This is a genomic window from Streptomyces telluris (assembly GCF_024519335.1).
Classification (GTDB): Bacteria; Actinomycetota; Actinomycetes; order Streptomycetales; family Streptomycetaceae; genus Streptomyces; species Streptomyces telluris.
On sequence record NZ_JANIID010000016.1, the window covers coordinates 44,053 to 67,723 of the forward strand.

General features: G+C 73.3%; 21 protein-coding genes. 13 read left to right on the forward strand and 8 right to left on the reverse strand.

Annotated features, from left to right (window positions below):
* Positions 1-219 precede the first annotated feature (219 nt).
* Positions 220-921: a nuclease-related domain-containing protein gene (locus NQU55_RS18535; RefSeq protein WP_256790859.1), complete on the reverse strand. Its 702-nt coding sequence runs from the start codon at positions 919-921 to the stop codon at positions 220-222.
* Between the two features lie 232 nt (positions 922-1,153).
* On the opposite strand from NQU55_RS18535, the gene NQU55_RS18540 reads away from it, so the two are divergent.
* Positions 1,154-2,737: an alpha/beta hydrolase gene (locus NQU55_RS18540; RefSeq protein WP_168096069.1), complete on the forward strand. Its 1,584-nt coding sequence runs from the start codon at positions 1,154-1,156 to the stop codon at positions 2,735-2,737.
* A 10-nt stretch (positions 2,738-2,747) separates the two neighbouring features.
* Here the strand turns inward: NQU55_RS18540 and hemQ are convergent, their stop codons facing one another.
* Together hemQ and hemG are read right to left on the reverse strand one after the other, a co-directional pair.
* Entirely contained in the window at positions 2,748-3,461 is a 714-nt protein-coding gene (gene hemQ / locus NQU55_RS18545; protein WP_058042342.1) for a hydrogen peroxide-dependent heme synthase, read from the reverse strand.
* A gap of 5 nt (positions 3,462-3,466) precedes the next feature.
* The gene (gene hemG, locus NQU55_RS18550) at positions 3,467-4,948 is read right to left on the reverse strand and encodes a protoporphyrinogen oxidase (protein ID WP_168096068.1); all 1,482 of its coding nucleotides are present in this window, start codon (positions 4,946-4,948) and stop codon (positions 3,467-3,469) included.
* A gap of 187 nt (positions 4,949-5,135) precedes the next feature.
* On the opposite strand from hemG, the gene NQU55_RS18555 reads away from it, so the two are divergent.
* From NQU55_RS18555 to NQU55_RS18575, 5 genes are all read left to right on the forward strand, one after another.
* The gene (locus NQU55_RS18555) at positions 5,136-6,329 is read left to right on the forward strand and encodes a thiolase family protein (RefSeq protein ID WP_168093424.1); all 1,194 of its coding nucleotides are present in this window, start codon (positions 5,136-5,138) and stop codon (positions 6,327-6,329) included.
* A gap of 71 nt (positions 6,330-6,400) precedes the next feature.
* Positions 6,401-7,654 carry a 4-hydroxybenzoate 3-monooxygenase gene (locus tag NQU55_RS18560; protein ID WP_168093423.1) on the forward strand — a complete coding sequence of 418 codons (1,254 nt, stop codon included), beginning with the start codon at positions 6,401-6,403 and terminating at the stop codon, positions 7,652-7,654.
* A 54-nt stretch (positions 7,655-7,708) separates the two neighbouring features.
* Complete coding sequence (gene pcaH / locus NQU55_RS18565; RefSeq protein WP_168093422.1) at positions 7,709-8,440, forward strand: protocatechuate 3,4-dioxygenase subunit beta; 732 nt, start codon at positions 7,709-7,711, stop codon at positions 8,438-8,440.
* Complete coding sequence (gene pcaG / locus NQU55_RS18570) at positions 8,440-9,006, forward strand: protocatechuate 3,4-dioxygenase subunit alpha (RefSeq protein WP_168093421.1); 567 nt, start codon at positions 8,440-8,442, stop codon at positions 9,004-9,006. The genes pcaH and pcaG overlap by 1 nt, the downstream gene beginning before the upstream one ends.
* A gap of 79 nt (positions 9,007-9,085) precedes the next feature.
* The gene (locus NQU55_RS18575; protein ID WP_168093420.1) at positions 9,086-10,477 is read left to right on the forward strand and encodes an FAD-dependent oxidoreductase; all 1,392 of its coding nucleotides are present in this window, start codon (positions 9,086-9,088) and stop codon (positions 10,475-10,477) included.
* Here the strand turns inward: NQU55_RS18575 and NQU55_RS18580 are convergent.
* Entirely contained in the window at positions 10,449-10,832 is a 384-nt protein-coding gene (locus NQU55_RS18580; protein WP_168093419.1) for a hypothetical protein, read from the reverse strand. The genes NQU55_RS18575 and NQU55_RS18580 overlap by 29 nt on opposite strands.
* A gap of 413 nt (positions 10,833-11,245) precedes the next feature.
* Here NQU55_RS18580 and NQU55_RS18585 point away from each other — a divergent pair, with 413 nt between their 5' ends.
* Positions 11,246-12,157, forward strand: a complete 912-nt coding sequence (locus NQU55_RS18585; RefSeq protein ID WP_168093418.1) for a nitroreductase/quinone reductase family protein — start codon at positions 11,246-11,248, stop codon at positions 12,155-12,157.
* Between the two features lie 54 nt (positions 12,158-12,211).
* On the opposite strand, the gene NQU55_RS18590 is transcribed toward NQU55_RS18585, so the two are convergent.
* Positions 12,212-12,694 (reverse strand): MarR family winged helix-turn-helix transcriptional regulator, encoded by a 483-nt coding sequence (locus tag NQU55_RS18590; protein ID WP_168093417.1) that lies wholly within the window; start codon positions 12,692-12,694, stop codon positions 12,212-12,214.
* 176 nt (positions 12,695-12,870) lie between these two features.
* Here NQU55_RS18590 and NQU55_RS18595 point away from each other — a divergent pair, with 176 nt between their 5' ends.
* Positions 12,871-13,941, forward strand: coding sequence for an alkene reductase (locus tag NQU55_RS18595; RefSeq protein WP_168093416.1), 1,071 nt, complete (start codon positions 12,871-12,873; stop codon positions 13,939-13,941).
* A gap of 99 nt (positions 13,942-14,040) precedes the next feature.
* Here the strand turns inward: NQU55_RS18595 and hemE are convergent, their stop codons facing one another.
* Positions 14,041-15,126, reverse strand: a complete 1,086-nt coding sequence (hemE, locus tag NQU55_RS18600; RefSeq protein WP_168093415.1) for a uroporphyrinogen decarboxylase — start codon at positions 15,124-15,126, stop codon at positions 14,041-14,043.
* 91 nt (positions 15,127-15,217) lie between these two features.
* On the opposite strand from hemE, the gene NQU55_RS18605 reads away from it, so the two are divergent.
* The 5 genes from NQU55_RS18605 to NQU55_RS18625 all read left to right on the forward strand — a co-directional run bounded on the left by NQU55_RS18605 (position 15,218) and on the right by NQU55_RS18625 (position 22,462).
* Positions 15,218-15,919: a DUF3000 domain-containing protein gene (locus tag NQU55_RS18605; RefSeq protein WP_168093414.1), complete on the forward strand. Its 702-nt coding sequence runs from the start codon at positions 15,218-15,220 to the stop codon at positions 15,917-15,919.
* Between the two features lie 517 nt (positions 15,920-16,436).
* Positions 16,437-17,099, forward strand: coding sequence for a response regulator transcription factor (locus NQU55_RS18610; protein WP_030369345.1), 663 nt, complete (start codon positions 16,437-16,439; stop codon positions 17,097-17,099).
* Between the two features lie 245 nt (positions 17,100-17,344).
* A complete protein-coding gene (locus tag NQU55_RS18615; RefSeq protein WP_168093413.1) occupies positions 17,345-18,622 on the forward strand; it encodes an HRDC domain-containing protein in 1,278 nt (425 codons plus the stop codon).
* 493 nt (positions 18,623-19,115) lie between these two features.
* A complete protein-coding gene (locus NQU55_RS18620) occupies positions 19,116-20,336 on the forward strand; it encodes a thiolase family protein (protein ID WP_256790860.1) in 1,221 nt (406 codons plus the stop codon).
* Positions 20,333-22,462: a 3-hydroxyacyl-CoA dehydrogenase NAD-binding domain-containing protein gene (locus NQU55_RS18625; protein WP_168094918.1), complete on the forward strand. Its 2,130-nt coding sequence runs from the start codon at positions 20,333-20,335 to the stop codon at positions 22,460-22,462. Before NQU55_RS18620 ends, NQU55_RS18625 begins: the two co-directional genes overlap by 4 nt.
* Positions 22,463-22,515: 53 nt before the next feature.
* Here NQU55_RS18625 and NQU55_RS18630 read toward each other — a convergent pair whose 3' ends face one another.
* Positions 22,516-22,710: a DUF397 domain-containing protein gene (locus NQU55_RS18630; protein WP_168094919.1), complete on the reverse strand. Its 195-nt coding sequence runs from the start codon at positions 22,708-22,710 to the stop codon at positions 22,516-22,518.
* Positions 22,694-23,530, reverse strand: coding sequence for a DUF5753 domain-containing protein (locus tag NQU55_RS18635; protein ID WP_168094920.1), 837 nt, complete (start codon positions 23,528-23,530; stop codon positions 22,694-22,696). The genes NQU55_RS18630 and NQU55_RS18635 overlap by 17 nt, the downstream gene beginning before the upstream one ends.
* Between the last annotated feature and the right edge of the window lie 141 nt (positions 23,531-23,671).

A 23,671-nucleotide genomic window follows, 5' to 3' on the forward strand; every position in this document is an offset into this window, starting at 1 on the left:
GCGGCGGTGCGTGCCGGCGTCCGGCACAGGGGTCCCTGAGGGAAACCCTGCATCCCCGAGCGTCCGCCGGGCGCGGCGCACCGCACCGCAGCCTTCCCGTGGTCCTCGACCGCACGATCAAGGCTACGCAGCGACCGGCCGCCCGGTCGGGAAATACGCCCGCGCTTCACCCGTCTGACGGTACGTCACACGCTCCCGCGCCCCGGATCCGACGACCCGTCACGCCCACAGCCACACCCGCCGGTTGCGCGCCACCGTGTGGATGCGCCGCGCCCGGTCCGGGTGCAGCACCCCGCCCAGCGCGCCGAGCCCCGGCACCTCCCCCTCCCCCATCACCCGGACGTCGTCGAGCTCCGGCGCCGTCTCCACGCTCCGCGCCCCGGCGAACACCAGCACCGGCTGCACCTGCACGAGGAAGCCGCAGCCGCGGGAGAGGACGAGGGAGGCGCGCGCGGCGTCGTGCCGCGTCTCGCGGACGTACGGGCAGGGCCGCCGCTCCCGGTCCGTGCGCACCTGCGACTCGCCGGCGCGGACGCGTGCCCGCCGCCCGGGCCTGGTGGAGATGCCGAAGACCCCGCCGGGGCCGATCAGCAGGTGCGAGATGATCGCGTCCCCCGGCAGGACGATGGAGTGCACCACGTCCCAGCCGCTTCCGGCGATCCCTTCGAGCGCCGCGCCGACGCACTGCTCGGCGGCCAGCGCCCGGCGCCAAACGTCCTCCACGGGCCGCCGGCCGAGCAGGCGGGCGATCAGGAGGCGGGCCCGCCCGGAGGCTCCGGCCGCCGCGGAGCCGTCGAGCCGGGCGCGGAGCGTCTCGCCGGGGCGGTTGGGGGCGAGGTCGTCGTCGGGCGGCAGGAACAGCCGCTCGGGATCGTAAGTCTTCCCGTTCGCACTCCTCTTGCCGTCCGGCCGCTCCCGCACGCACACCACCCCCACCGCTCATACTGCCGCAGAAGCGGGGGAACCAACCCGGCCGTCCGGCCGTTGAATCGGACAGAGGCCCCGCGACATCCCCCCGATCGCGGGGCCTCGTCCACGCCCCGCCCCTCCCCCTTCGGCCGCATTCCGGCGACACCGGCCGCCGGTGCTTTACTTCGCCGAACCACGGACCAAATATCCCTTTTGTCACATTAAAGCCGGGAAGGGATGGTCAGTGAGAGCAGTCGCGTTGTACGGAGCCCTCGGATCCCTGGTCCTCACCACACTCGTCAGCGCCCCGGCCGATGCCCTCGCCCCGGGCCACACGCCGGGCGGCTACGCCGAAGCCCTCGGCGCCGAGAAGGCCGCCCAGCAGGCCGCCGCGGCCGGCATCCGCTTCGGGGCGTGCCCCGCGGCCGAGGGCCTGCCCGCCCCCTTCGAGTGCGGAACCGTGTCCGTACCGCTGGACTACGCCCACCCCCACGGCAAGCGCATCAACCTCACCGTCAGCCGCGGCCGCGCCACCGGCCCGGCGCACGAACGGCAGGGCTCGCTCGTCTACAACCCCGGCGGCCCGGGTGGCTCCGGCATGTTCTTCCCGCTGCTCGCCGCCGTCCCGCAGTGGAAGAAGCTGGCGAAGGCCTACGACTTCGTCGGCTACGCGCCCCGCGGCGTCGGCCGCTCCGCCCCGCTGTCGTGCGTGAACCCCGCGAGCTTCACCAAGGCCCCCACCGACGCCCCGCAGCACCCCACGGCCGCCTACAAGCGCAAGAAGATCGCCGAGGCCAAGGCCTACGCCCGGGGCTGCGCCCGCAAGGCCGGCGCGGACCTGCCGTACTACACCAGCCTCAACAACGCCCGCGACCTGGACGTGCTCCGCGCCGCGCTCGGCGAACGGCGGCTGACGTACATGGGCGCCTCCTACGGCACCTACTTCGGCGCGCTCTACGCCACGCTCTTCCCCGGGCACGTGCGCCGCATGGTCTTCGACAGCGTGGTCGACCCCAGTCCCCGGAAGATCTGGTACGGCAGCAACCTGGACCAGTCCGCGGCCTTCGAGAAGCGCTGGGGCGACTGGCGGCGCTGGGTGGCCCGGCACGACAAGGTCTACCACCTCGGGCGCACCGCGGGGCAGGTGCTGGCGTCCTACGACCGCGCGAGCAAGCGGCTCGGGAACCGCCCCGCCGGCAAGGTCGGCCCCGGGGAGCTGCAGGCCGCGCTCCTCCAGGTCGGCTACACCGACACCTACTGGGCGCGCGCCGCGAACGCCCTCGCGGCGTACCTGCGCGGGGACGCCAAGCCGCTGCGCGTCCTCGCGGAGCCGGACGCCTCGGGCGCCGTCGCCGCCGAGAACGCCAACGCCGTCTACACCGCCGTCGAGTGCAACGACGCGCGCTGGCCGCGCTCCTGGCGGGTGTGGGACCGCGACAACACGCGGCTGGCGGAGCGGGCCCCGTTCGAGACCTGGCAGAACGCCTGGATGAACCTGCCGTGCGCGTTCTGGAAGACGCACCAGCAGCGGCCGCTCGACGTCCGCGCGGCACGCGGCGCCCTGCCGCCGACGCTGCTGCTGGCGTCGGAGCGGGACGCGGCCACCCCGTACACGGGCGCGCTGGAGCTGCGCCGCAGGCTGCCGGGCTCGGCGCTGGTGACCGAGCGGGACGCGGGCACGCACGGCATCGGGGGCGGCCCCAACCGCTGCGTCAACGGCCACCTGGACACGTACCTGCTGACGGGTGCGGTCCCGGCGCGGGGCGCGGAGTGCGCTCCGCGCCGGGAACCCGCGGCCACGACGGGCAAGGGCCTCAAGCCGGCATAAGAGAGAGCCGTCAGGCCAGGCCGGCCACCAGCTCGGCGACCGCCTTCCGGCGACCCGTGTAGAACGGCACCTCCTCGCGCACGTGCATCCGTGCCTCGGACGCGCGGAGGTGCCGCATCAGGTCGACGATGCGGTAGAGGTCGTTCGCCTCGAAGGCGAGGATCCACTCGTAGTCGCCGAGCGAGAAGGACGCGACCGTGTTGGCGCGCACGTCCGGGTAGCCGCGGGCCATCTTGCCGTGGTCGGCGAGCATGCGGCGGCGGTCCTCGTCGGGCAGCAGGTACCAGTCGTACGAGCGCACGAAGGGGTAGACGCTGACGTAGTCGCGCGGCGTCTCGTCGGCGAGGAACGCCGGGATGTGCGACTTGTTGAACTCGGCGGGGCGGTGCAGCGCCATGTTCGACCACACCGGCTCCAGCGCACGGCCGAGGCGGGTGCGGCGGAAGAGGTTGTAGGCGTCCTGGAGGGCGTCCGAGGTCTCGGAGTGCCACCAGATCATGACGTCGGCGTCGGCGCGCAGGCCCGAGAGGTCGTACGTGCCGCGCACGGTGACGTCCTTCTCGGCGAGCTGGGCGAACAGCTCCTCCACCTCGTCGGCCCAGCCGGCGCGGTCCTGCGGCAGGACGTCGCGGAGCTTGAACACCGACCAGAGGGTGTAGCGGATGACCTCGTTGAGGTCCTTGGCCTTCTTACCGGCGTTCGGGATCTTCTGCGCGTCAGTCATGGTCCCTATTCTCCCCTGTCGTCCCCCGCGCCCTCGGCCAGGGTCGCGATGAGCCCGTCGGCCGCGCGGTGGGCGCTCGCGATGCAGGCCGGGATGCCCACGCCGTCGTAGACGGCGCCGCAGACCTCCAGGCCGGGCAGGCGGGCGACGTGCTTGCGGATGCGCGCCACGCGCGCGAGGTGGCCGACCGGGTACTGCGGCAGGCCGCCGTCCCAGCGGGTGACCCGGCTCGCGACCGGGGCGGCCGCGAGGCCCACGGCGGCGCCGAGGTCCTTGAGCGACAGGTCCACCAGCTCGCCGTCCGGGCGGGTCAGGTCGCCCTCGTCGCCGTACCGCCCGATCGAGGTGCGCAGGACGAACAGGCCGGGGTCGGCTTCGGCGTTCCAGCGCCACTTGTTGCTGGAGAACGTGGACGCCTTGATCTTCCGCCCGTCGACGGGCGGGACGAGGAAGCCGCTGCCGTTCAGCAGCCCCTCGACGTCGGAGCGGCGGAAGGCCATGGTGACCAGCGCCATGGAGGCGTACTCGACGCCGGCGAGGGCGTCGACGGCGGCTCCGGCCCCGGCGGCGCGGCAGGCGCGGGCGATGATGCGTGCCGCGTCGTGCGCGGGCGTGGCGACGACGACGGCGTCCACCGCCAGCGTCTCGTCCGCCAGCTCGACCAGCCAGCCGCCGTCGGCGGTGCGCGCGACTTCGGTCACCGGCGCGTGGGTGCGGATCTCGCCGCCTGCGGCGCGCACCGCGTCCGCGACGGCGAGCGGCAGCCTGCCGATGCCGCCCTCGATGCCCATGAAGACCGGTCCGGTCTGCTGCCGGGCGGCGGCGCGCTCCTGCAGCTCCCGCACGCCCTCGCCGAGCGAGCGGTGGGTGCGGGCGGCCTCGAAGAGCGGCGGTACGGCCGCCCGCATCGAGATGCGGTAGGCGTCGCCCGCGTAGACGCCGCCGAGGAGCGGCTCGACGAGCCGGTCGACGACCTCGCGGCCCATGCGTTCGGCGATGTAGGCGCCGATGGCGACGTCCTCGCCGGGGTCGGTGTGCGGCAGCTCGGCGTCGCGGGCGACGCGGGCGAGCCCGTCGGCGGAGAGGATGCCTGCGGCGGCCAGCGGGGCCAGGTCGCCGGGGACGCCCATGGTGTGCCCGGTGGGCAGGGGGCGCAGCTCGCCGCGGGTCCACAGCATCGCGGTGGCGGCGGGCGGCTGCAGCCGGTCGCCCAGGCCGGCGGCGCGGGCGAGCTCCACGGCTTCGGGGCGGCGGGCCAGCACCGATTCGGCGCCGAGGTCCACGGGCATGCCCGCGATCTCTCCCGCGTGCAGCTTGCCGCCGACGCGGCCCTCGCTCTCCAGCAGCGTGACGCGGACGCCCGCCCGTGCCAGCCGCAGGGCCGCCGCGAGCCCCGAGATCCCCCCGCCGATGACGGCCGCGTGCCGCCGTGAACGGTCCGCCGAAACGCCCGCCGAAATGTCCGCCGAAATGTCCGCTGCGCTCATGGCACCACTCTCTCAAACGCCCCTGCGCGGACCGGTGGCCGGGCCACGCAAGAGGCTCCCGTCCGAACGGTCGGGCGGTTACCCATTGACAGCGCACGGCCGCAGCCCGAAGACTCGGTTGCGGCCGACCATGAACACCAGTTCACAGGGCGGACCCCGGTGGTGGGGCGCCGCGGGAGGAGCAGCCATGAACGACCGCATCCGGGACGTGTACGTCGTCGACGCCGTGCGCACCCCGGTCGGCAAGTACGGCGGCGCCCTCGCCTCCGTCCGGCCCGACGACCTCGCGGCGCACGTGGTGCGCTCCGTCGTCGGCCGCAGCCCCGGCCTCGACCCCGCCCTGATCGACGACGTCGTCTTCGGCAACGCCAACGGCGCCGGCGAGGAGAACCGCAACGTGGCCCGGATGGCCGTCCTGCTGTCCGGCCTGCCGGTGACGGTGCCGGGCCTGACGGTCAACCGGCTGTGCGCCTCGGGCCTGGAGGCCGTCGTCCACGCCTACCGCGCCATCGCGCTCGGCGACGCCTCGGTCGTGGTGGCGGGCGGCGTGGAGTCCATGACCCGCGCGCCCTACGTCATGCCGAAGCCCGAGCGGGCCTTCCCCGCGGCCCACCAGCAGCTGTACTCGACCACGCTGGGCTGGCGGATGACCAACCCGGCCATGCCCGAGCGGTGGACGACGTCGCTGGGCGAGGGCGCCGAGCTGATCGCCGACAAGTACGGCATCACCCGCGAGCAGCAGGACGCGTACGCGCTCGCCAGCCACCGCAAGGCCGCGCGGGCGTGGGCCGAGGGCGCGTACGCCGCCGAGGCCGTCCCGGTGCCGGGCGTGGAGCTCCCCCGCGACGAGACCATCCGCGACAACACCTCCCTGGAGGCCCTCGCCCGCCTGAAGCCGGCCTTCCGCAAGGACGGCGGCACGGTCACGGCGGGCAACGCCTCGCCGCTCAACGACGGCGCGGCGGCGGTGCTGCTGTGCGACGAGGAGGGGCTGCGGCGCACGGGCCGCGAGCCGCTCGCGCGCGTACGGGCCTCGGCCGTCACCGCGCTGGAGCCGGACCTCTACGGGCTCGGGCCGGTGGAGGCCGTGCGGCGGGCCCTCGCCAAGGCCGGGCGCTCGCTGGCGGACGTGACACATTTCGAGCTCAACGAGGCCTACGCGGCCCAGGTCCTGGGATGCTTCGCGGAGTGGCCGGACCTCGACCCCGGGATCGTCAACCCCCGCGGCGGCGCGATCGCCATCGGCCACCCGCTCGGATGCTCCGGCGCGCGCCTCGCGGGGGCCGTGGCCCATCAGCTCGCCGCGGCGGGCTCGGGCACGGGGCTGGCCGCGCTGTGCATCGGCGTCGGGCAGGGGCAGGCGCTGGTCCTCGAACGCTGAGGCCGCCGGCCCGGAGGAGCGCGCACGCCGGGGTCCGTACGGCGCTCGCTCTCCGGGGAGGTTGCCCGCCCATGCGTACCACCGTCGCCATCATCGGAGCCGGTCCCGCCGGCCTGCTGCTCGCCCGGCTGCTGCACCGGGCCGGAGTGGACTGCGTCGTCCTGGAGGCCCGCGACCGGGCGTACGTGGAGCGGCGCCAGCGCGCCGGGATGCTGGAGCAGGGCGCGGCGGACGTCCTGCGGGAGTGCGGCGCGGGCGACCGGCTGGACCGCGAGGGCCTGGTGCACCGCGGCTTCGAGCTGCGCTTCGAAGGCGAGGCGCACCGGGTGGACCTGCCCTCCCTGACCGGCGGCCGGACCGTGACGCTCTACCCGCAGACCGAGGTGGTCAAGGACCTGATCGCCCTTCAGCTGGCGGACGGCCCGCCGCTGCTGTTCGGCGCGCGGGTGGTGGCCGTGGAGAAGACCGACGGGGAGCAGCCGCTGATCCGCTTCGTCACGGAGGAGCCGGACGGGACTGACAGAACGGACGGGACTGACGGGACGGACGGGGCAGAAGGCCCGAGCGGCCCGGCCGGCCCGGCCGGCCCGGAGCGGACGCTGGAATGCGAGTACGTGGCGGGCTGCGACGGCTCGTACGGCGCCTCCCGCCGCGCCCTGCCCCCGGGCGCGGTCCGGATGCACGCGCGCACGTACCCGTACTCCTGGCTCGGCATCCTCGCGGACGTCGCGCCCTCCAGCGACGAGCTGCTGCTCGCCGGCCACGAGCGGGGCTTCGCGCTGCACAGCATGCGCACTCCCGCCCTCTCCCGCCTCTACATCCAGGTGCCCAACGGCACCTCGCCGGGCGACTGGCCGGACGACCGGATCTGGGACGAGCTCGACGTCCGGCTGGCCGCGGGCGGCTGGCGGCTGCAGCGCGGCCCCGTCCTCACCAAGTCCGTGAGCGGCCTGCGCAGCCAGGTCATCGAGCCCATGCGCCACGGGCGGCTGCTGCTCGCCGGGGACGCGGCGCACATCGTGCCGCCGAGCGCCGCCAAGGGCCTCAACCTGGCCTTCGGGGACGTCGTCACGATGGCCCGGGCGTTCACCCACTGGCACCGCAGCGGCTCGACCTCCCTCATCGACCGGTATTCGGACAACTGTCTGCGCCGGGTGTGGCAGGCCCAGGCCTTCTCGCACGAGATGACGACCCTGCTGCACACCCCGCCGGGCGCCGACGCCTACGACCGCGCCATGCAGCTCACCCGGCTGCGCCGGCTCACCGGACCCACGGCGGCCGCCGCGGAACTGGCCGAGAACTATGCGGGCGCCCCGCTGATCTGACCCGGCGGCGGCCCGTCCGGGATCACCGCGGGCGGCACGGGGTAGATCCGTCCCATGGCCCTCTCTGAACCCGCACAGGAACGGATACGCCGTACGGACCCCGACGACGCCCTCTCCCCCGCCGCGCGCGCCGCCGCCCTCCGCGCGCCCCTCAGGCCGGCCGTCCGCGTGCCCGTGCCGCTGCCGCCCCCGCCGGACACCGTCGAGCTGACCGGCCCGGTCTTCGGAGCGGCCGACGTCGGCCCCCTCGACCACGACCTCACCCGGCAGCACCGCGGCGAGCCGATCGGCGAGCGCATCACCGTCGGCGGGCGGGTCACGGACCGCCGCGGGCGGCCGGTGCGCGGCCAGCTCGTGGAGGTGTGGCAGGCCAACGCCGCCGGCCGCTACGCCCACCCGCTCGACCGCCACCCCGCCCCGCTCGACCCCAACTTCACCGGCGCGGGCCGCTGCCTCACCGACGACGACGGCCGCTACCGCTTCGTCACCGTCCGGCCCGGCGCCTATCCGCTGGGCGGCCCGCAGGACCACTGGCGCGCCGCACACCTGCACTTCTCCCTCTTCGGCACGGCCTTCACCCAGCGCCTGGTGACCCAGATGTACTTCCCCGGCGACCCGCTCCTGCCGGCCGACATCATCCGGTGCGGCGTCAGGGACGCGGCCGCGCGGTCCCGGCTGGTCTGCGCCTTCGACCCGGCGGCGGGCGAGCCCGGCCGGTCGCTCGGCTACCGCTGGGACATCGTCCTGGACGGCCCGTCCGCCACCTGGGCCGAGGAGGGCCGCTGATGCTGCCCCCGACGCCCTCCCAGACCGTCGGCCCCTACTACGGCACCGCGCTGCCCTTCCCCGGCGGCGGCGACCTCGCGCCCCCGGGGCACCCGGGGGCCGTGACCCTCCACGGCCACGTCTACGACGGCGAGGGCACGCCCGTGCCCGACGCCCTGCTGGAGTTCTGGCAGGCGGCCCCGGACGGCTCGCTCGCCGGGGCGCCGGGCAGCCTGCGCCGCGACGGCAGGGCGTTCACCGGCTTCGCCCGCGTCCCCACCTGCCGCGACGGGCACTACGCGCTGCACACCCTGCTGCCGGGCGGCGTGCCGTACCTCGCCCTGTGCGTCCTCGCGCGCGGGCTCGACCACCACCTGTTCACCCGCGTGTACGTCACCGAGCCGCCCGGGGACCCGCTGCTGTCCGCGCTGCCGCCGGAACGGCGGGCGACGCTGCTGGCGCGCCCGGAGCCCGGGCAGCGGAACACCTACCGCTTCGACGTGAAGCTGCAGGGAGAGGACGAGACGGTGTTCCTGGACTACGGGGCGGGCCGGTACGGGAACGGCTCAGGCCGGAACCAGGGCTGAGACTGAAGACCGGGAGCTGAAAACCGGGGACTGAAAACCGGGGACTGAAGACCGGGACGAAGACGGAAGGGAGCGGCGCATGGCCGTGCAGCGACTCGTGGTCGTCGGAGGCGACGCGGCGGGCATGTCCGCCGCGTCCCGGGCGCGCAGGCGCCGCGGGCCCGGCGAGCTGGAGATCACCGCGTTCGAGCGCGGCCGGTTCACGTCGTACTCCGCGTGCGGCATCCCGTACTGGGCCGGCGGCGTCGTCGACGGCCCGGACGCGCTGATCGCCCGCACGCCGCAGGAGCACCGCGAGCGCGGCATCGACGTCCGGATGCGCACCGAGGTGACCGGGCTCGATCTGGAGAAACAGCGCGTCCTCGCCCGTGACCTGGAGTCGGGCGAGGAGCGCTGGCACGGCTTCGACCACCTCGTCCTCGCCACCGGCGCCCGCCCGGTGCGCCCGCCCCTGGAGGGCATCGACGCGCCGGGCGTGCACGGGGTGCAGACCCTGGACGACGGCCGGGCGCTCGTCGCGGCCCTCGACGGCGGCGAGGCCGGCCGCCGGGCCGTCGTGGTGGGCGCCGGGTACATCGGCGTGGAGATGGCGGAGGCGCTCGTCCTGCGGGGCTACGCGGTGACCGTCGTCGAGCGCTCCTCCCAGCCGATGGCCACCCTCGACCCGGACATGGGCGAGCTCGTGCGCGACGCCATGACCGCCATGGGCATCGAGGTGGTGACGGACACCGAGGTCACCGCCGTACGGACGGGCCCGGACGGCTCGGCCCGGGCGGTCGCCACCGACGCCGGCGAGTTCCCCGCCGACGTGGTCGTCCTCGGCCTCGGGGTACGCCCGGAGACCACGCTGGCCCGGGAAGCGGGCCTGCCGCTGGGCACGTCGGGCGGGCTGCTCACCGACCTGGCCATGCGGGTGCGCGGCCACGAGAACGTCTGGGCGGGCGGCGACTGCGTGGAGGTCCTGGACCTCGTCTCCGGCCGCACCCGCCACATCGCCCTCGGCACGCACGCCAACAAGCACGGGCAGGTCATCGGCACCAACGTGGGCGGCGGCTACGCGACGTTCCCCGGCGTGGTCGGCACGGCCGTCAGCAAGGTGTGCGACCTGGAGATCGCCCGGACCGGCCTGCTGGAGGCCCAGGCGCGGGCGGAGGGCCTGCGCTACGTGACCGCCACGGTCGAGTCGACGAGCCGCGCCGGCTACTACCCCGGCGCCCGCCCCATGACGGTCAAGATGCTCGCCGAACACGGCACGGGGCGGCTGCTGGGCGTGCAGATCGTGGGCCGCGAGGGCGCGGCCAAGAGGGTGGACGTCGCGGCGGTGGCCCTCACGGCCCGCATGACGGTGGATCAGATGACGTCCTTGGACCTGGGCTACGCCCCGCCGTTCTCGCCGGTGTGGGATCCGGTGCTGGTGGCGGCGCGCAGGGCGGCGGCGGCCGTCAAGGACGGTCGAGGACAATCGAGTTGATGGGCGTGAGATTCACGTAGATGCCCACCTGCGGGGTGATGACGATGCTGCAGTCGCCGGTGCCGCCGTAGCCGGTGCACAGGCGCACGGTCGCGCCCATGCCGCCGTACTGGTTGTTGATGACGGCGTGCATCCCGTACTGGTTGACGAGGTTGTGCGCCCCGTACCTCTGGTACTTGTGCGACGGGCTGACGGGCGGCGACTGGTTCTCGGGGTAGATGCAGGCGTACCCGCGCGGGCAGTTGTAGTTCTCGGTCGTCCCGGTGCCGTCGGCGCCGGCCGTGCCGGCGGCCATCACGGTCGCCGCCGCGGCGGCCACGGTGACCGCGGCGAAGCGTCTGATCATCGTGCGCATCCTGGGCTCCCTCCCGTGGGGCCCGGCCCCACCGGTCGCCTGCATCGTAGGAGGGGGGCCGGTCGCGCGTACGGAGGAATCCGGCCATCGTCGGGGCGGTCCGCCCAGCCGGTGATCTTCGACGTTGACGCGGGCCGGGCTCGCTCGGTCTAATGGGCGCGTGGCGCGTGGCGCCGGCCAAAGAGATGTGGGCCGGCCGGCAGCCGGGCGACCACCCGTAGTACAGGGGTCTTCCCATGTCCTCACGCTTCGCAGGCTGAGCCTGACGCAGGCGCGCCCGTTCGCGCGCCGCGGCGCTCCGTGCGCCCCTTTTTCTTCCGCTTCCCTCCGCCTCCTGCGGATTCCCGTCCTTCAGGCACCCCCGCGCCGATCGCGCGGCCGGTCCTGCATGTCTTTTCGGAGAGCCCACTCGCATGTCCAGCGCGTTTTCTTTCAACCAGTCCGTCATCGACGAGTTCCGGGCCAACGGCGGAAAGGTCGGCGGCCCCTTCGAGGGCGGCGACCTGCTGTTGCTGACCACGACCGGTGCGCGGTCCGGCGTGGAGCGCACCACGCCGCTCGGCTACGTGCGCCACGACGGCCTGCTCATGGTCGTCGGGTCCAACCTCGGCGCGCCCCGCCACCCGGACTGGTACCACAACCTCCTGGCCCACCCCGTGGTCCGGGTGGAGATCGGCACCGAGCAGTACGAGGCGGTCGCGGTGCCCGCCGAAGGGGAGCGCCGCGACCGGCTGTTCGCGCACGTGGTGAACGCCGAGCCCGGATACGACGCGTACCAGAAGAAGACCACCCGCGTCCTGCCGGTCGTGGTCCTGGAGCGTGCCGCGGCCGACGCCGGGGCGGACGCCCCCGCCCCGGTGAGGACCCTCGCCGACAAGCTCCTGGAAGTGCACGTCTGGCTCCGCGCGCAGCTGCGGCACGTGCGCGAGGAGACCGACGCCCACTTCGCCGCGCTGGCGGCGCACCAGGGGCCGGGCGAGCCGCCCGCGCCGGGCCTCGGGCTGCAGATCCGCCAGCACTGCCTGGCGTTCTGCCAGTCGCTGGAGTTCCACCACGTCAGCGAGGACCGGCACATGTTCCCGGCCATGGAGGCCCACCATCCCCATCTCGCGGACGCCTTCGCCCGGCTGCGCGCCGAGCACCGCACGGTCGCCCGCATCCAGGAGGAGCTGAGCGCCCTCCTGGCCGACGTCGCCGGCGCCGACCCCGAGCGGTTCCGCACGGAGCTGGAGCGGATGTCGGCGGAGCTGACGGCGCACCTCGACCACGAGGAGGAGACGCTCCTGCCGCTCCTGGGCGGGGTCCCCTTCCCGCCGGTCCCGTAGCGGACGCGAGGAGGGCGCGCGGGGAGAGGGGCCCGCGCAGGGCGAGGCGCGCGCTCAGCAGCCCGTGAGGTTGCCCTCCAGGTGCGACAGGAGCCGGGTCAGCTCCTTGCGGTCGTCCTCGGGGAGGCCGGCGAGGGTGCGCTCCTCCAGCTCCTGCCACACCTGCTCCACCTCCTTGCGCAGGGCCTCGCCCGCGGCCGTGGTCTCCACCAGGACGGCGCGGCGGTCGCCGGGGCAGGGGGACCGGGTGACCAGGCCGGCCTGCTCCAGGCGCTGGACCATGCGGGTCACGGTCGAGGGGTCGAGCCCCATCAGCTTGATCAGCTCGGCCTGGCGCTGCGGGCCGGCCTCCCACAGCCGCATCATCAGCAGCTCCTGCCCGGCGTAGAGCCCGAGCTTGCGCAGCAGGTTGCCGGCGGTGATGCGGTGGGCCCGGGCGACGCGGGCGATGGCGTGGCTGACCTGGCCACCGCCCCCGGAACACAGCGGAAGGGCGGCGGCGGGGTCGGGACAGATCGGCGGGGTGGGGCCGGACATGTGCGGGCCTCCTTCGGGTGGGGGCGGGTCTGCGGGGCGGTGGGAGATCCTCTCATCTCCATTATGTTGGCCGGCCAAGTAATGCGCTACAGTGGCGTCCGAGCCCAAAGCTTGGCCGACCAATAATGGTCGGCCAAGTATCCGCAACCTGCCGTTGCTCCATCGAGGGGACAGCCATGACCACCGCTTTCGACCCGATCGACCTCGCCGGCCTCCGCCTCGCCAACCGCATAGCGATGGCGCCGATGACCCGCAGCCGCGCCGGTCACGGCGGCACGGCCACGGACCTGACCGCCGAGTACTACGCGCAGCGCGCCTCGGCCGGCCTGATCGTCACCGAGGGTGTCCAGCCCTCCGTCGTCGGCCAGGGCTACCCCTGGACCCCGGGGCTGCACAGCGCCGAGCAGGTCGCCGCCTGGCGCAAGGTCACCGATGCCGTGCACGCCGCGGGCGGCCGGATCTTCGCGCAGCTCATGCACACCGGCCGCATCGGGCACCCGGTGCTGCTGCCCGAGGGCCTGACGCCGGTGGGCCCCTCCGCGGTCGCCGCCCAGGGCAGCACCTTCACCCCCGAGGGCATGAAGGACTTCGTCACGCCCCGCGAGCTGACCGGCGACGAGGTCCGCGCCACCATCGCCGACTACGCCACCGCCGCGCGCAACGCGATCGAGGCCGGCTTCGACGGCGTGGAGCTGCACGGCGCCAACGGCTACCTGATCCACCAGTTCCTCGCGCCCGGCTCCAACCGGCGCACCGACGAGTGGGGCGGCGGCGTCGAGAACCGCATCCGCTTCGCCGTCGAGACGGTCAAGGCCGTCGTCGCCGAGATCGGGGCCGCCAGGACCGCCCTGCGGATCTCCCCCGCGAACCCGCTGCACTCGATCGAGGAGCCCGACGCCGCGGCCACCTACACCGCGCTGGTCGACGCCCTCGAACCGCTGGGCCTGGCCTACCTGCACATCATGGAGGGCCTCGACATCCGCGAGCTCACCCTGGAGCTGCGCAAGCGGTTCTCCGGGGCCCTGGTCCTCAACGCCTTCACCGACGGCCCGACCGGCCCGGACGCCCTCTCGCTCGTCGAGGACGGCACCGCCGACATCATCAGCTACGGGCAGCTGTTCATCTCCAACCCCGACCTGCCCGCCCGCCTCAAGACCGGTGGCCCGTTCAACGCCGCGGACCGCGCGACGTTCTACGGCGGCGAGGGCGCCAAGGGGTACACCGACTACCCGGCGCTGAGCAGCTGAGCGATCGAGCGAAGGATGACACGAAGCGGGCGGCCGGAATGGCCGCCCGCTCTCGTATGTCCGCTCCCGCCGCTGCCGCTACCGCTAGCGCGCGGTCTGCTAGCGCGCGGTCTGCTCGTGGACGTACTCCACCAGGCGCGTCAGCGCTTCCGGGTTGGTGTTCGGCATGACGCCGTGACCCAGGTTGAAGATGTGGCCCTCCAGGCCGGACGCCGCGTCCAGGACCTCACGGGCCTTCAGCTCCACCGCCTTGTGACCGGCGAAGAGGACGGCCGGGTCGAGGTTGCCCTGCAGGGCCCTGCCGGGGCCGACGCGGCGGGCGGCCTCGTCCATCGGGACGCGCCAGTCGACGCCGACGACGTCCGCGCCGGCCTCGCCCATGAGGTTGAGGAGCTCGCCGGTGCCCACGCCGAAGTGGATGCGGGGCACGCCGTGGTGGGCGACCGCGTCGAAGACCTTGGCCGAGGCCGGCATGACGTACTTGCGGTACTCGGCCGGGGCGAGGGCGCCGGCCCAGGAGTCGAAGAGCTGGACGGCGGAGGCGCCGGCCGCGATCTGGACGTCGAGGAAGGCGGACGTGATGCCGGCGAGGCGGTCGACGAGGTCGGCCCACAGCTCCGGGTCGCCGTACATCATGGCCTTGGTGTTCTCGTACGTCCGCGACGGGCCGCCCTCGATGAGGTAGCTCGCGAGCGTGAACGGCGCACCGGCGAAGCCGATGAGCGGGGTCGTGCCCAGCTCGGCCGTCAGCATGCGGACGGCCTCGGTGACGTAGGAGACGTCGGAGGCGTCCAGCGGGCGGAGCCGGTCCAGGTCGGCGCGGGTGCGGATCGGCTCGGCGACGACCGGGCCCACGCCCGGCTTGATGTCGAGGTCGATGCCGACGGCCTTCAGCGGCACCACGATGTCGCTGAAGAAGATCGCGGCGTCGACGTTGTGCCGGCGCACGGGCTGCAGGGTGATCTCCGTGACCAGCTCGGGCCGCATGCAGGACTCCAGCATCGGAATGCCCTCGCGCACCTTGCGGTACTCCGGCAGGGACCGTCCGGCCTGCCGCATGAACCACACCGGCGTGTGCGGCACCGGCTCGCGCCGGCACGCCCGCAGGAACGCCGAGTCGTACGCCGCCGTGCGGCCGGTCTGCTGCTGGCCGGCGGGCTGGCCGGCATCCCTGCGCTCACTCATGCCCCAAATCTTCGCACGGGCCGAACGAGTGACCCGCCCATGTGGGTGTCCCTACCCGGAACCGCGCTCCCTTCCGCCTAGTCTTCCGGGCATGGCTGCGGCGCAGGGACACCTCTCGGACGGTCCGGACGACGCGGATGGGGAGGACTCCCCGTCCGTCTTCCGGCAAGCGGTCGCCGGGCTGCAAGGAGTGCGCCTGCGGCCGGAGATCGAACTCGACGCGACCCCGCCGCCCCAGCGGCTCGCCCCCTACTCGTACGCGCTGGAGGCCGCGGTCGTCGTCGACGACCAGGAACTGGCCGACGGGCGGCTGATCCTGCTGCACGACCCGGCCGGCCACGAGGCCTGGGGCGGCACCTTCCGGCTCGTCACGCTCGTCCACGCGGACCTGGAGCCGGAGATGGCGGCCGACCCGCTGCTGCCCGAGGTGTGCTGGTCCTGGCTGACCGGCGCCCTGGAGGCGCGGCGCGTGCCCTACGAGGCGCCGAGCGGGACGGTGACGCGTGCCGGGTCGCACTACTTCGGCGGCCTGCGGGACCGCGAGCCGTCGACACGCATCGAGATCCGGGCCTCGTGGTCGCCCGTACCCCCCGCGGGGAAGCCCGTACGGGCGGTCCACGGCGGAAAGGCCGAGGGAGACGCGCCGGAGGGCGCCGCCGGGGTCCCCGACACGGCGGCCCACCTGGCCGCGTGGTGCGACCTGTTGTGCCAGATCGCGGGCCTGCCGCCGGGCGGCGGCGCGGACGCTGGGGTAGTGACACTCCCCCAGCGAAGGGACCCGCAAAGCCGCTGACGGCGACGCGCCGGGCCGGGCCGGGCCGGGCAAGGATGCGCAGCATCCTTGAAATCCGCCGCGACGGCGACCGGCCACGACGGTGGAACCCGGCGGTGCCGTACGAGCTCAGGCGGGCCCGGCACCGCCGGACAGCACCGCTGTGGCTGAGCGCCACCGCGGCGGTCTTGAAGGGGCAGGCCCCTTCACCGGCTCCCGCCGCGCCGGCCGCCCGCGGCCCACGGGGCGACGGGCGGACCCCCGTCGTCGTCGCGCCCCGCGCAGCGGAACGGTCACCCGGATGCCGTACCCGTGATCGGTTTCTGCCGGTCGCGGGCAATGTTTCGATCGGTAATTTGATCGGTTGTTGATCGATCGCATCCGAATTGCCCGAATTGTTACTCATCAATTCGTGATCATTCCCTAAAGCCGGAACGCTTCGGTGCCGAAGAGGCTTGTGACCCTTCCCATACGGATCGCCCCGGCTTACCCCGAATAGCCGGCACCCGTCCCCCCGCCACTCCCCCCTGGAGGCTTGGTGTCCGTTCTCCTCGAGCAACCTGCGAGCCTCGCCTACCGCCCCAATAAACCGACGGCCATGGTCGTCGTCGCCGACCCCCGCGTCCGCTCCACCGTCACCCGGCACCTGTGGGCGCTGGGGGTGCGAGATGTGATCGAGGCGTCGTCCATCGCGGAGGCCCGCCCCCGCGTCGGCAACCCGCGCGACATCTGCGTGGCCGACGTCCACCTCCCCGACGGCTCCGGGCTCACGCTCCTGTCCGAGACCCGCGCCGCGGGCTGGCCCAACGGCCTGGCCCTGTCCGCCGCCGACGACATCGGCGCCGTGCGCAACGCCCTCGCGGGCGGCGTCAAGGGCTACGTCGTCACCGGCACCCGCACCAACCTCGGCGTCCCGGGCCGCCCCGGCGCCGCCCCCATCGGTTCCGCGGCCGCTGCCCGGCTGCACCGCCGCCCGCCCGGCGCCCCCGGCCACCCCGGCGGCTACCGCGAGCTCTCCGGCCGCGAGGTCGAGGTGCTGCGACTGGTCGCGGAGGGCCAGTCCAACAAGGCCATCGGCGTCTCCATGGGGCTGTCCGCGCTCACCGTGAAGAGCCACCTCGCCCGGATCGCCCGCAAGCTCGGCACCGGGGACCGGGCCGGCATGGTCGCCGTGGCCCTGCGCACCGGCATCATCCACTGACAGATCCACCGGACCCCCGGACCCCCCGGATCCACCGGATCCACCGGATCCACCGACCCGAAGATCCACCACGGCTCCCCCCAAGCCCGTGGATCACCCGGACGGCAGCCCCGCGGGCAGCCACGGCCGTACGCCCGTACACACGCCCGCACACACCCCCTTCCCACCCGCCGGACCCACACGCCGCGCCCGTCGACGGGACGTTCCGTCGACGGGCGCTTGCCATACACAGATACCCTTGACCGGTGACCGACGCCCAAGAAACCGCAGCAGACACACCACTGCGAACCACCGGGGGCGCTCCCCCGGACGACGTCGTTTCGGCGCCGATCCCCCTACTGGAGCCACGCGAGGGCATCCCGCCGGTCGTCGCTGACAACGATGCCCTGCAGCGGGTCGTCGCCGCGTTCGCCGCCGGCACCGGCCCCGTCGCCGTCGACGCCGAGCGCGCCTCCGGATACCGCTACGGCCAGCGCGCCTACCTCGTCCAGCTGCGCCGTGAAGGCGCCGGCAGCGCGCTCATCGACCCGGTCGGCTGCCCCGACCTGTCCGCGCTCGGCGACGCCATCGCCGACGCCGAGTGGGTGCTGCACGCAGCCACCCAGGACCTGCCGTGCCTGCGCGAGATAGGGATGACGCCGACGCGGCTGTTCGACACCGAGCTGGCCGGACGGCTCGCCGGGTTCGCACGGGTGGGTCTCGGAGCCATGGTGGAGAACGTCCTGGGGTACGCCCTGGAGAAGGGGCACTCCGCCGTCGACTGGTCGACCCGCCCCCTGCCCGACCCCTGGCTGCGCTACGCCGCCCTCGACGTGGAACTCCTCGTCGACCTGCGCGACGCGCTGGAGGAGGAGCTGGACCGCCAGGGCAAGCTGGAGTGGGCCCGGCAGGAGTTCGACGCCATCGCCTCCGCCCCGCCCGCCCCGCCCCGCAAGGACCCCTGGCGCCGCACGTCCGGGATGCACAAGGTGCGCAGGCGCCGCCAGATGGCGGTGGTGCGCGAGCTGTGGACCGCCCGTGACCACGTGGCGCAGCGGCGCGACGTCTCCCCCGGCAAGGTGCTGGGCGACGCCGCGATCGTCGAGGCCGCGCTCAACATGCCGCCGAACGCCCAGGCCCTGGCGGCCCTGCCCGGCTACGGGCACCGCATGAGCCGCAAGCAGCTGGAGCAGTGGCAGGCGGCGATCGACCGCGCCCGCGCGATCCCGGACGCCGAACTGCCGCAGCCCGGCCAGCCCCTGACCGGCCCTCCGCCGCCGCGCGCCTGGGCGGACAAGGACCCGGAGGCCGCGGCCCGGCTCACCGCGGCCCGCACGGCCGTCTCCGAGCTCGCCGAGCGCCTCACCATGCCGCAGGAGAACCTGATCACTCCGGACACGGTGCGGAGGCTGTGCTGGGAGCCGCCCGCGCGTCCGACGCCGGAGGCGGTGGCGGAGATCCTCTCCGCGCACGGAGCGCGCCCGTGGCAGGTGGAACAGGTGACCCCGGCCCTGGTGAAGGCCCTCACGGAGGCCGTGGCCTGACGTCCGGTGCAGGCCGGTCGGCGGCGGACAGCCGCCGGCTCGGCACCGCCGACAGCGTCGACGGTGGTTACCCACCGTCGCGGCGGGCGGTGTTCCCCGGCCCCGCCCTTTCCCGAAACCGGGGGCAAGTCCCCGGGCCCCGGGCCGAGCCCTCAGCCCCTCGGGGGCCGGGGGCTTGCCCCTGGGAAACGGTGAAAGGGCGGGGCCGGGGCCTTTCCCGCCGCAACGGCGACCGGCCCACCGCTCGGTGCCCGGCGGTGCCGAGCCCGCCGCACCCCCGGCCGCAAGGCGCGACCGCCACCTCAGCCGCAGCCGCACCCGCAGGCGCAGCCACCCCCGCCCCCACCCACGCAATGTGACCTTCACCGCTCCCGCCGGTGGGTCTGTGCAGCTTGGTTACCCGCAAGTAGCATGACCGGTGTCAGCCCGCACCGCGGCGGAGCCGTCCCGGCATGCCCGCGCGCGCAGCGATCCCGCACAGGAGGAGAGCCAAGTGCCTCGTACCGCTAGGGACGTCGTTTTCGTCGACGGCGTCCGCACCCCGTTCGGCAAGGCGGGCCCGAAGGGCATCTACCACGAGACCCGCGCCGACGACCTCGTCATCAAGTGCATCCGTGAGCTGCTGCGCCGGAACCCCAACCTCGACCCCGCCAAGATCGACGAGGTCGCCATCGCCGCGACCACGCAGATCGGCGACCAGGGCCTGACCCTGGGCCGTACGGCCGGCATGCTCGCGGGCCTGCCCCAGACCGTGCCCGGCATGTCCATCGACCGCATGTGCGCCGGTGCCATGACCGCCGTGACCACCGTCGCCGGCGGCGTCGCCTTCGGTGCCTACGACATCGCCCTCGCGGGCGGCGTCGAGCACATGGGCCGCCACCCCATGGGCGAGGGCGTCGACCCCAACCCGCGCTTCCTCTCGGAGAAGCTCGTCGACGAGTCCGCCCTCGTCATGGGCATGACCGCGGAGAACCTGCACGACCGCTACCCGCAGCTGACCAAGGAGCGCTCGGACGCCTACGCCGTCCGCAGCCAGGAGAAGGCCGCCAAGGCCTACGCCGACGGCAAGATCCAGGCCGACCTCGTGCCGATCTCCGTGCGCCGCACCACCCCCGAGGGCGGGGAGCTGGGCTGGGGCCTGGTCACGGCCGACGAGCCGATGCGCCCGGGCACCACCATGGAGGGCCTGGCGGGCCTCAAGACGCCGTTCCGCCCGCACGGCCGGGTCACCCCCGGCAACGCCTCGGGCCTCAACGACGGCGCCACCGCCTCGCTGATCGCCTCCGAGGACGTCGCGCGCGAGCTGGGCCTGCCGGTCCGGATGCGCCTCGTCTCGTACGCCTTCGTCGGCGTCGAGCCCGAGGTCATGGGCTACGGCCCGATCCCGGCCACCGAGAAGGCCCTCGCCAAGGCCGGCCTGACCATCGACGACATCGGCCTGTTCGAGCTGAACGAGGCCTACGCCGTGCAGGTGCTCGCGCTCCTGGACCACTACGGCATCGCGGACGACGACCCGCGCGTCAACCAGTACGGCGGCGCCATCGCCTTCGGCCACCCGCTGGCCTCGTCCGGCGTCCGCCTGATGACCCAGCTGGCCCGCCAGTTCGAGGAGCAGCCGCACGTCCGCTACGGCCTCACCTCGATGTGTGTCGGCCTCGGCATGGGCGGCACGGTCATCTGGGAGAACCCGCACTTCGACGGAGGCAACAAGTGAGCACCACCGCTGAACTTCTCAAGGGCGCGGCGGAGCTGTTCCCCGGCGAGGTCGTGACCCAGGCGCACGTCCGCCACTTCGACCTCCCCTTCGGCGCCGGGCGCTTCGCGCTCATCACGCTGGACAACGGCCTGGACCACACCAAGCCGACCACCTTCGGCCCGCAGTCGCTCGCGAACCTCAACGCCGCGATCGACCAGGTCGAGAAGGAGGCCGCCGAGGGCGCGATCACCGGCATCGGCCTCACCGGCAAGCCGTTCATCTTCGCCGTCGGCGCCGACCTCAAGGGCGTCGAGCTCCTCAAGCGCCACGAGGACGCGCTCGCCATCGGCAAGGGCGGCCACGACGTCTTCAAGCGCCTGTCCTCCCTCGCCGTCCCGACCTTCGCGTACTACAACGGCGCGGCCATGGGCGGCGGCGTCGAGGTCGGCCTGCACTGCACCTACCGCACCGTCTCGAAGGCCATCCCGGCCTTCTCCCTCCCCGAGGTCTTCCTCGGCCTGGTCCCCGGCTGGGGCGGCTGCGCCCTGCTGCCGAACCTCATCGGCGCCGACCGCGCGGTCTCGGTCATCATCGAGAACTCGCTCAACCAGAACCGCCAGCTCAAGGGCAAGCAGGTCTTCGAGCTCGGCATCGCCGACGCCCTCTTCGAGGGCGCCGACTTCCTGGAGCAGTCCCTCGTGTGGACGGCCTCCGTCCTCAAGGGCGACATCCAGGTCGAGCGCGCCGAGATCGACCGCGGCGAGGCCTGGGACCAGGCCGTCGAGCGCGGCCGCTTCATCGCCGACTCCAAGGTGCACGGCGCCGCCCCGGCCGCCTACCGCGCCCTGGACATCATCTCCGCGGCGAAGAACGGCGACCTGCGCCAGGGCTTCGACGCCGAGGACCAGGCCCTCGCGGACCTGATCATGGGCGAGGAGCTGCGCAGCGGCATCTACTCCTTCAACCTGGTGCAGAAGCGCGCCAAGCGCCCGGCCGGTGCCCCCGACCGCTCGCTGGCCCGCCCCGTCACCAAGGTGGGCGTCGTCGGCGCCGGTCTGATGGCCTCCCAGCTCGCGCTCCTCTTCGCGCGCCGCCTGGAGGTCCAGGTCGTCCTCACCGACATCGACCAGGAGCGCATCGACAAGGGCGTCGGCTACGTCCACGGCGAGATCGACAAGCTCCTCGCCAAGGGCCGCATCGGCAACGACAAGGCCAACCGCCTCAAGGCCGCCGTCACCGGCTCCCTCGACAAGGCCGCCGGCTTCGGCGACGCGGACTTCGTCATCGAGGCCGTCTTCGAGGAGATGGGCGTCAAGCAGCAGGTGTTCGCCGAGGTCGAGGCGGTCGTGCCCGCGCACACCATCCTCGCCACGAACACCTCCTCGCTGTCCGTCACCGAGATGGCGTCGAAGCTCAAGCACCCCGAGCGGGTCGTCGGCTTCCACTTCTTCAACCCGGTCGCCATCCTCCCGCTGCTGGAGATCGTCCGCGGCGAGAAGACCGACGACGCCTCCCTGGCCACGGCCTTCGCCGTCGCCAAGAAGCTCAAGAAGAGCGCGGTCCTGGTGAAGGACGCCCCGGCGTTCGTCGTCAACCGCATCCTCACCCGCTTCATGGGCGAGATCCAGAACGTCATCGACGAGGGCACGCCGGTCGCGGTGGCGGAGAAGGCCGTCGAGCCGCTCGGCCTGCCGATGTCCCCGCTGGTGCTCCTGGAGCTCGTCGGCCCCGCCATCGGCCTCCACGTCTCCGAGACGCTGGCTGGTGCGTTCCCCGACCGCTTCAAGGTCTCCCCGAACCTCGCCGCGGTCGTCAAGGCCGGCAAGCGCGGCTTCTACGTCTACGACTCCGGCAAGCCGGAGCTGGACCCCGAGGTCGCCGCCCTTCTGGTCCAGGGCGACTCCGTCCTGACGGAGGAGCAGGTCCGGGCCCGCGTCCTGGAGGCGGTCGCGCAGGAGATCGGCCTCATGCTCGACGAGGGCGTCGTCGCCGAGGCGCAGGACATCGACCTGTGCCTGATCACCGGCGCGGGCTGGCCCTTCCACCTGGGCGGCATCACGCCGTACCTGGACCGTGAGGGCATCTCCGAGCGCGCCGCCGGCCGGCGGTTCCTGCCGGTGGGTGTTGCGAGCGTCCCGGCGTAATGCGGTACGAGGGCCGTACGGGGTTTCCCCGTACGGCCCTCGTTTGCGTTGCGTCAGACGGAGCGGACAAAGGCGGCCCAGGCCGCTGGAGAAAAGGCGAGGACGGGCCCGTCCGGGGTTTTGCTGTCGCGGACGGGGATGATGCCTGGAGATACGGATGGCGCCCATTCAAGGCAGTTGTCACCACCATCGCCGCTGTAGCTGGACTTGGCCCATTCCGCGCGGGATATGTCAGGGATGGTGCTCATCGGGTAATGCCTCCATGACGGACCTGATGAATGCTGCCGAGTCTGTCGGCGACAGGGCGCTGGCGCTCAGGAGATCGTAAGCACGGTCACGTGTGATGAAGTCGGTTGTGTCTTCCAGCAGGGTCCCGGTGGAGATCGACTCCTCGTAGGCGACCTGTGTCCCATCGCGCAGGGTCAGCAAGGTCAGCGTGCCGCCCACCAGGCCGTGGCCACCGTGTGAGAACGGCAGGATCTGCACAGTGGTGGTCGAGGTGAGAGCCAGCCCGGCCAGCCGGTCGAGTTGAGCACGCATGACCTTCGGGCCACCGAAAGAGCGCCGGATCACGCCCTCGTCGAGGATGAAGGAAATGTCCGGCTCCGGATCCTCCCTCAGGAGTGCCTGCCGGGACAGCCGGGCCATGACCAGTTCCGCGATCTCGTCCTGTGTCGCCCGGGGGTTGTACGCCTCGAACAGAGCCCTCGCATATTCTTCCGTCTGCACCAGACCCGGGACGATCTGCCCGGTGTACTGCTGAATGAGGCGCGCCTGCGACTCCAACTCCATCCGGCGCCGGTACTTGTCCGGATGGATCTCCTTCCGAGCGAGCTGGTACAGCTCAACGAAGATGCCGTCCGTGCCGAACTCGGTGTCCAGCAGCCCCGGAAGCTCCGGCGGCGGCATCGACTCCGCCGTCTCCACCCGCGCCAAATGACTCTTGCTGAAGTTCACGATCTCGGCGAGCCGTTCCAAGGTCATGCTGCCGCGGTACGCGCGCATCTTCGCGCCGAACAGATGCCGGGCCGACCGGTCCGGCGTCAGCGTGCGTGGTCGTGCGGGCATGCACCTACCTCCCATCTCCCCTGCGTGCGCCGGGGACATCAAGTCCTGGTGGTCGAGGCCTCTGCCCGGCAACCCTAGTTACCTGAAGGGGAGTTGCCCGCTGGCAACGAGCAAGACACAACGGAGGCCGGACACAATGAA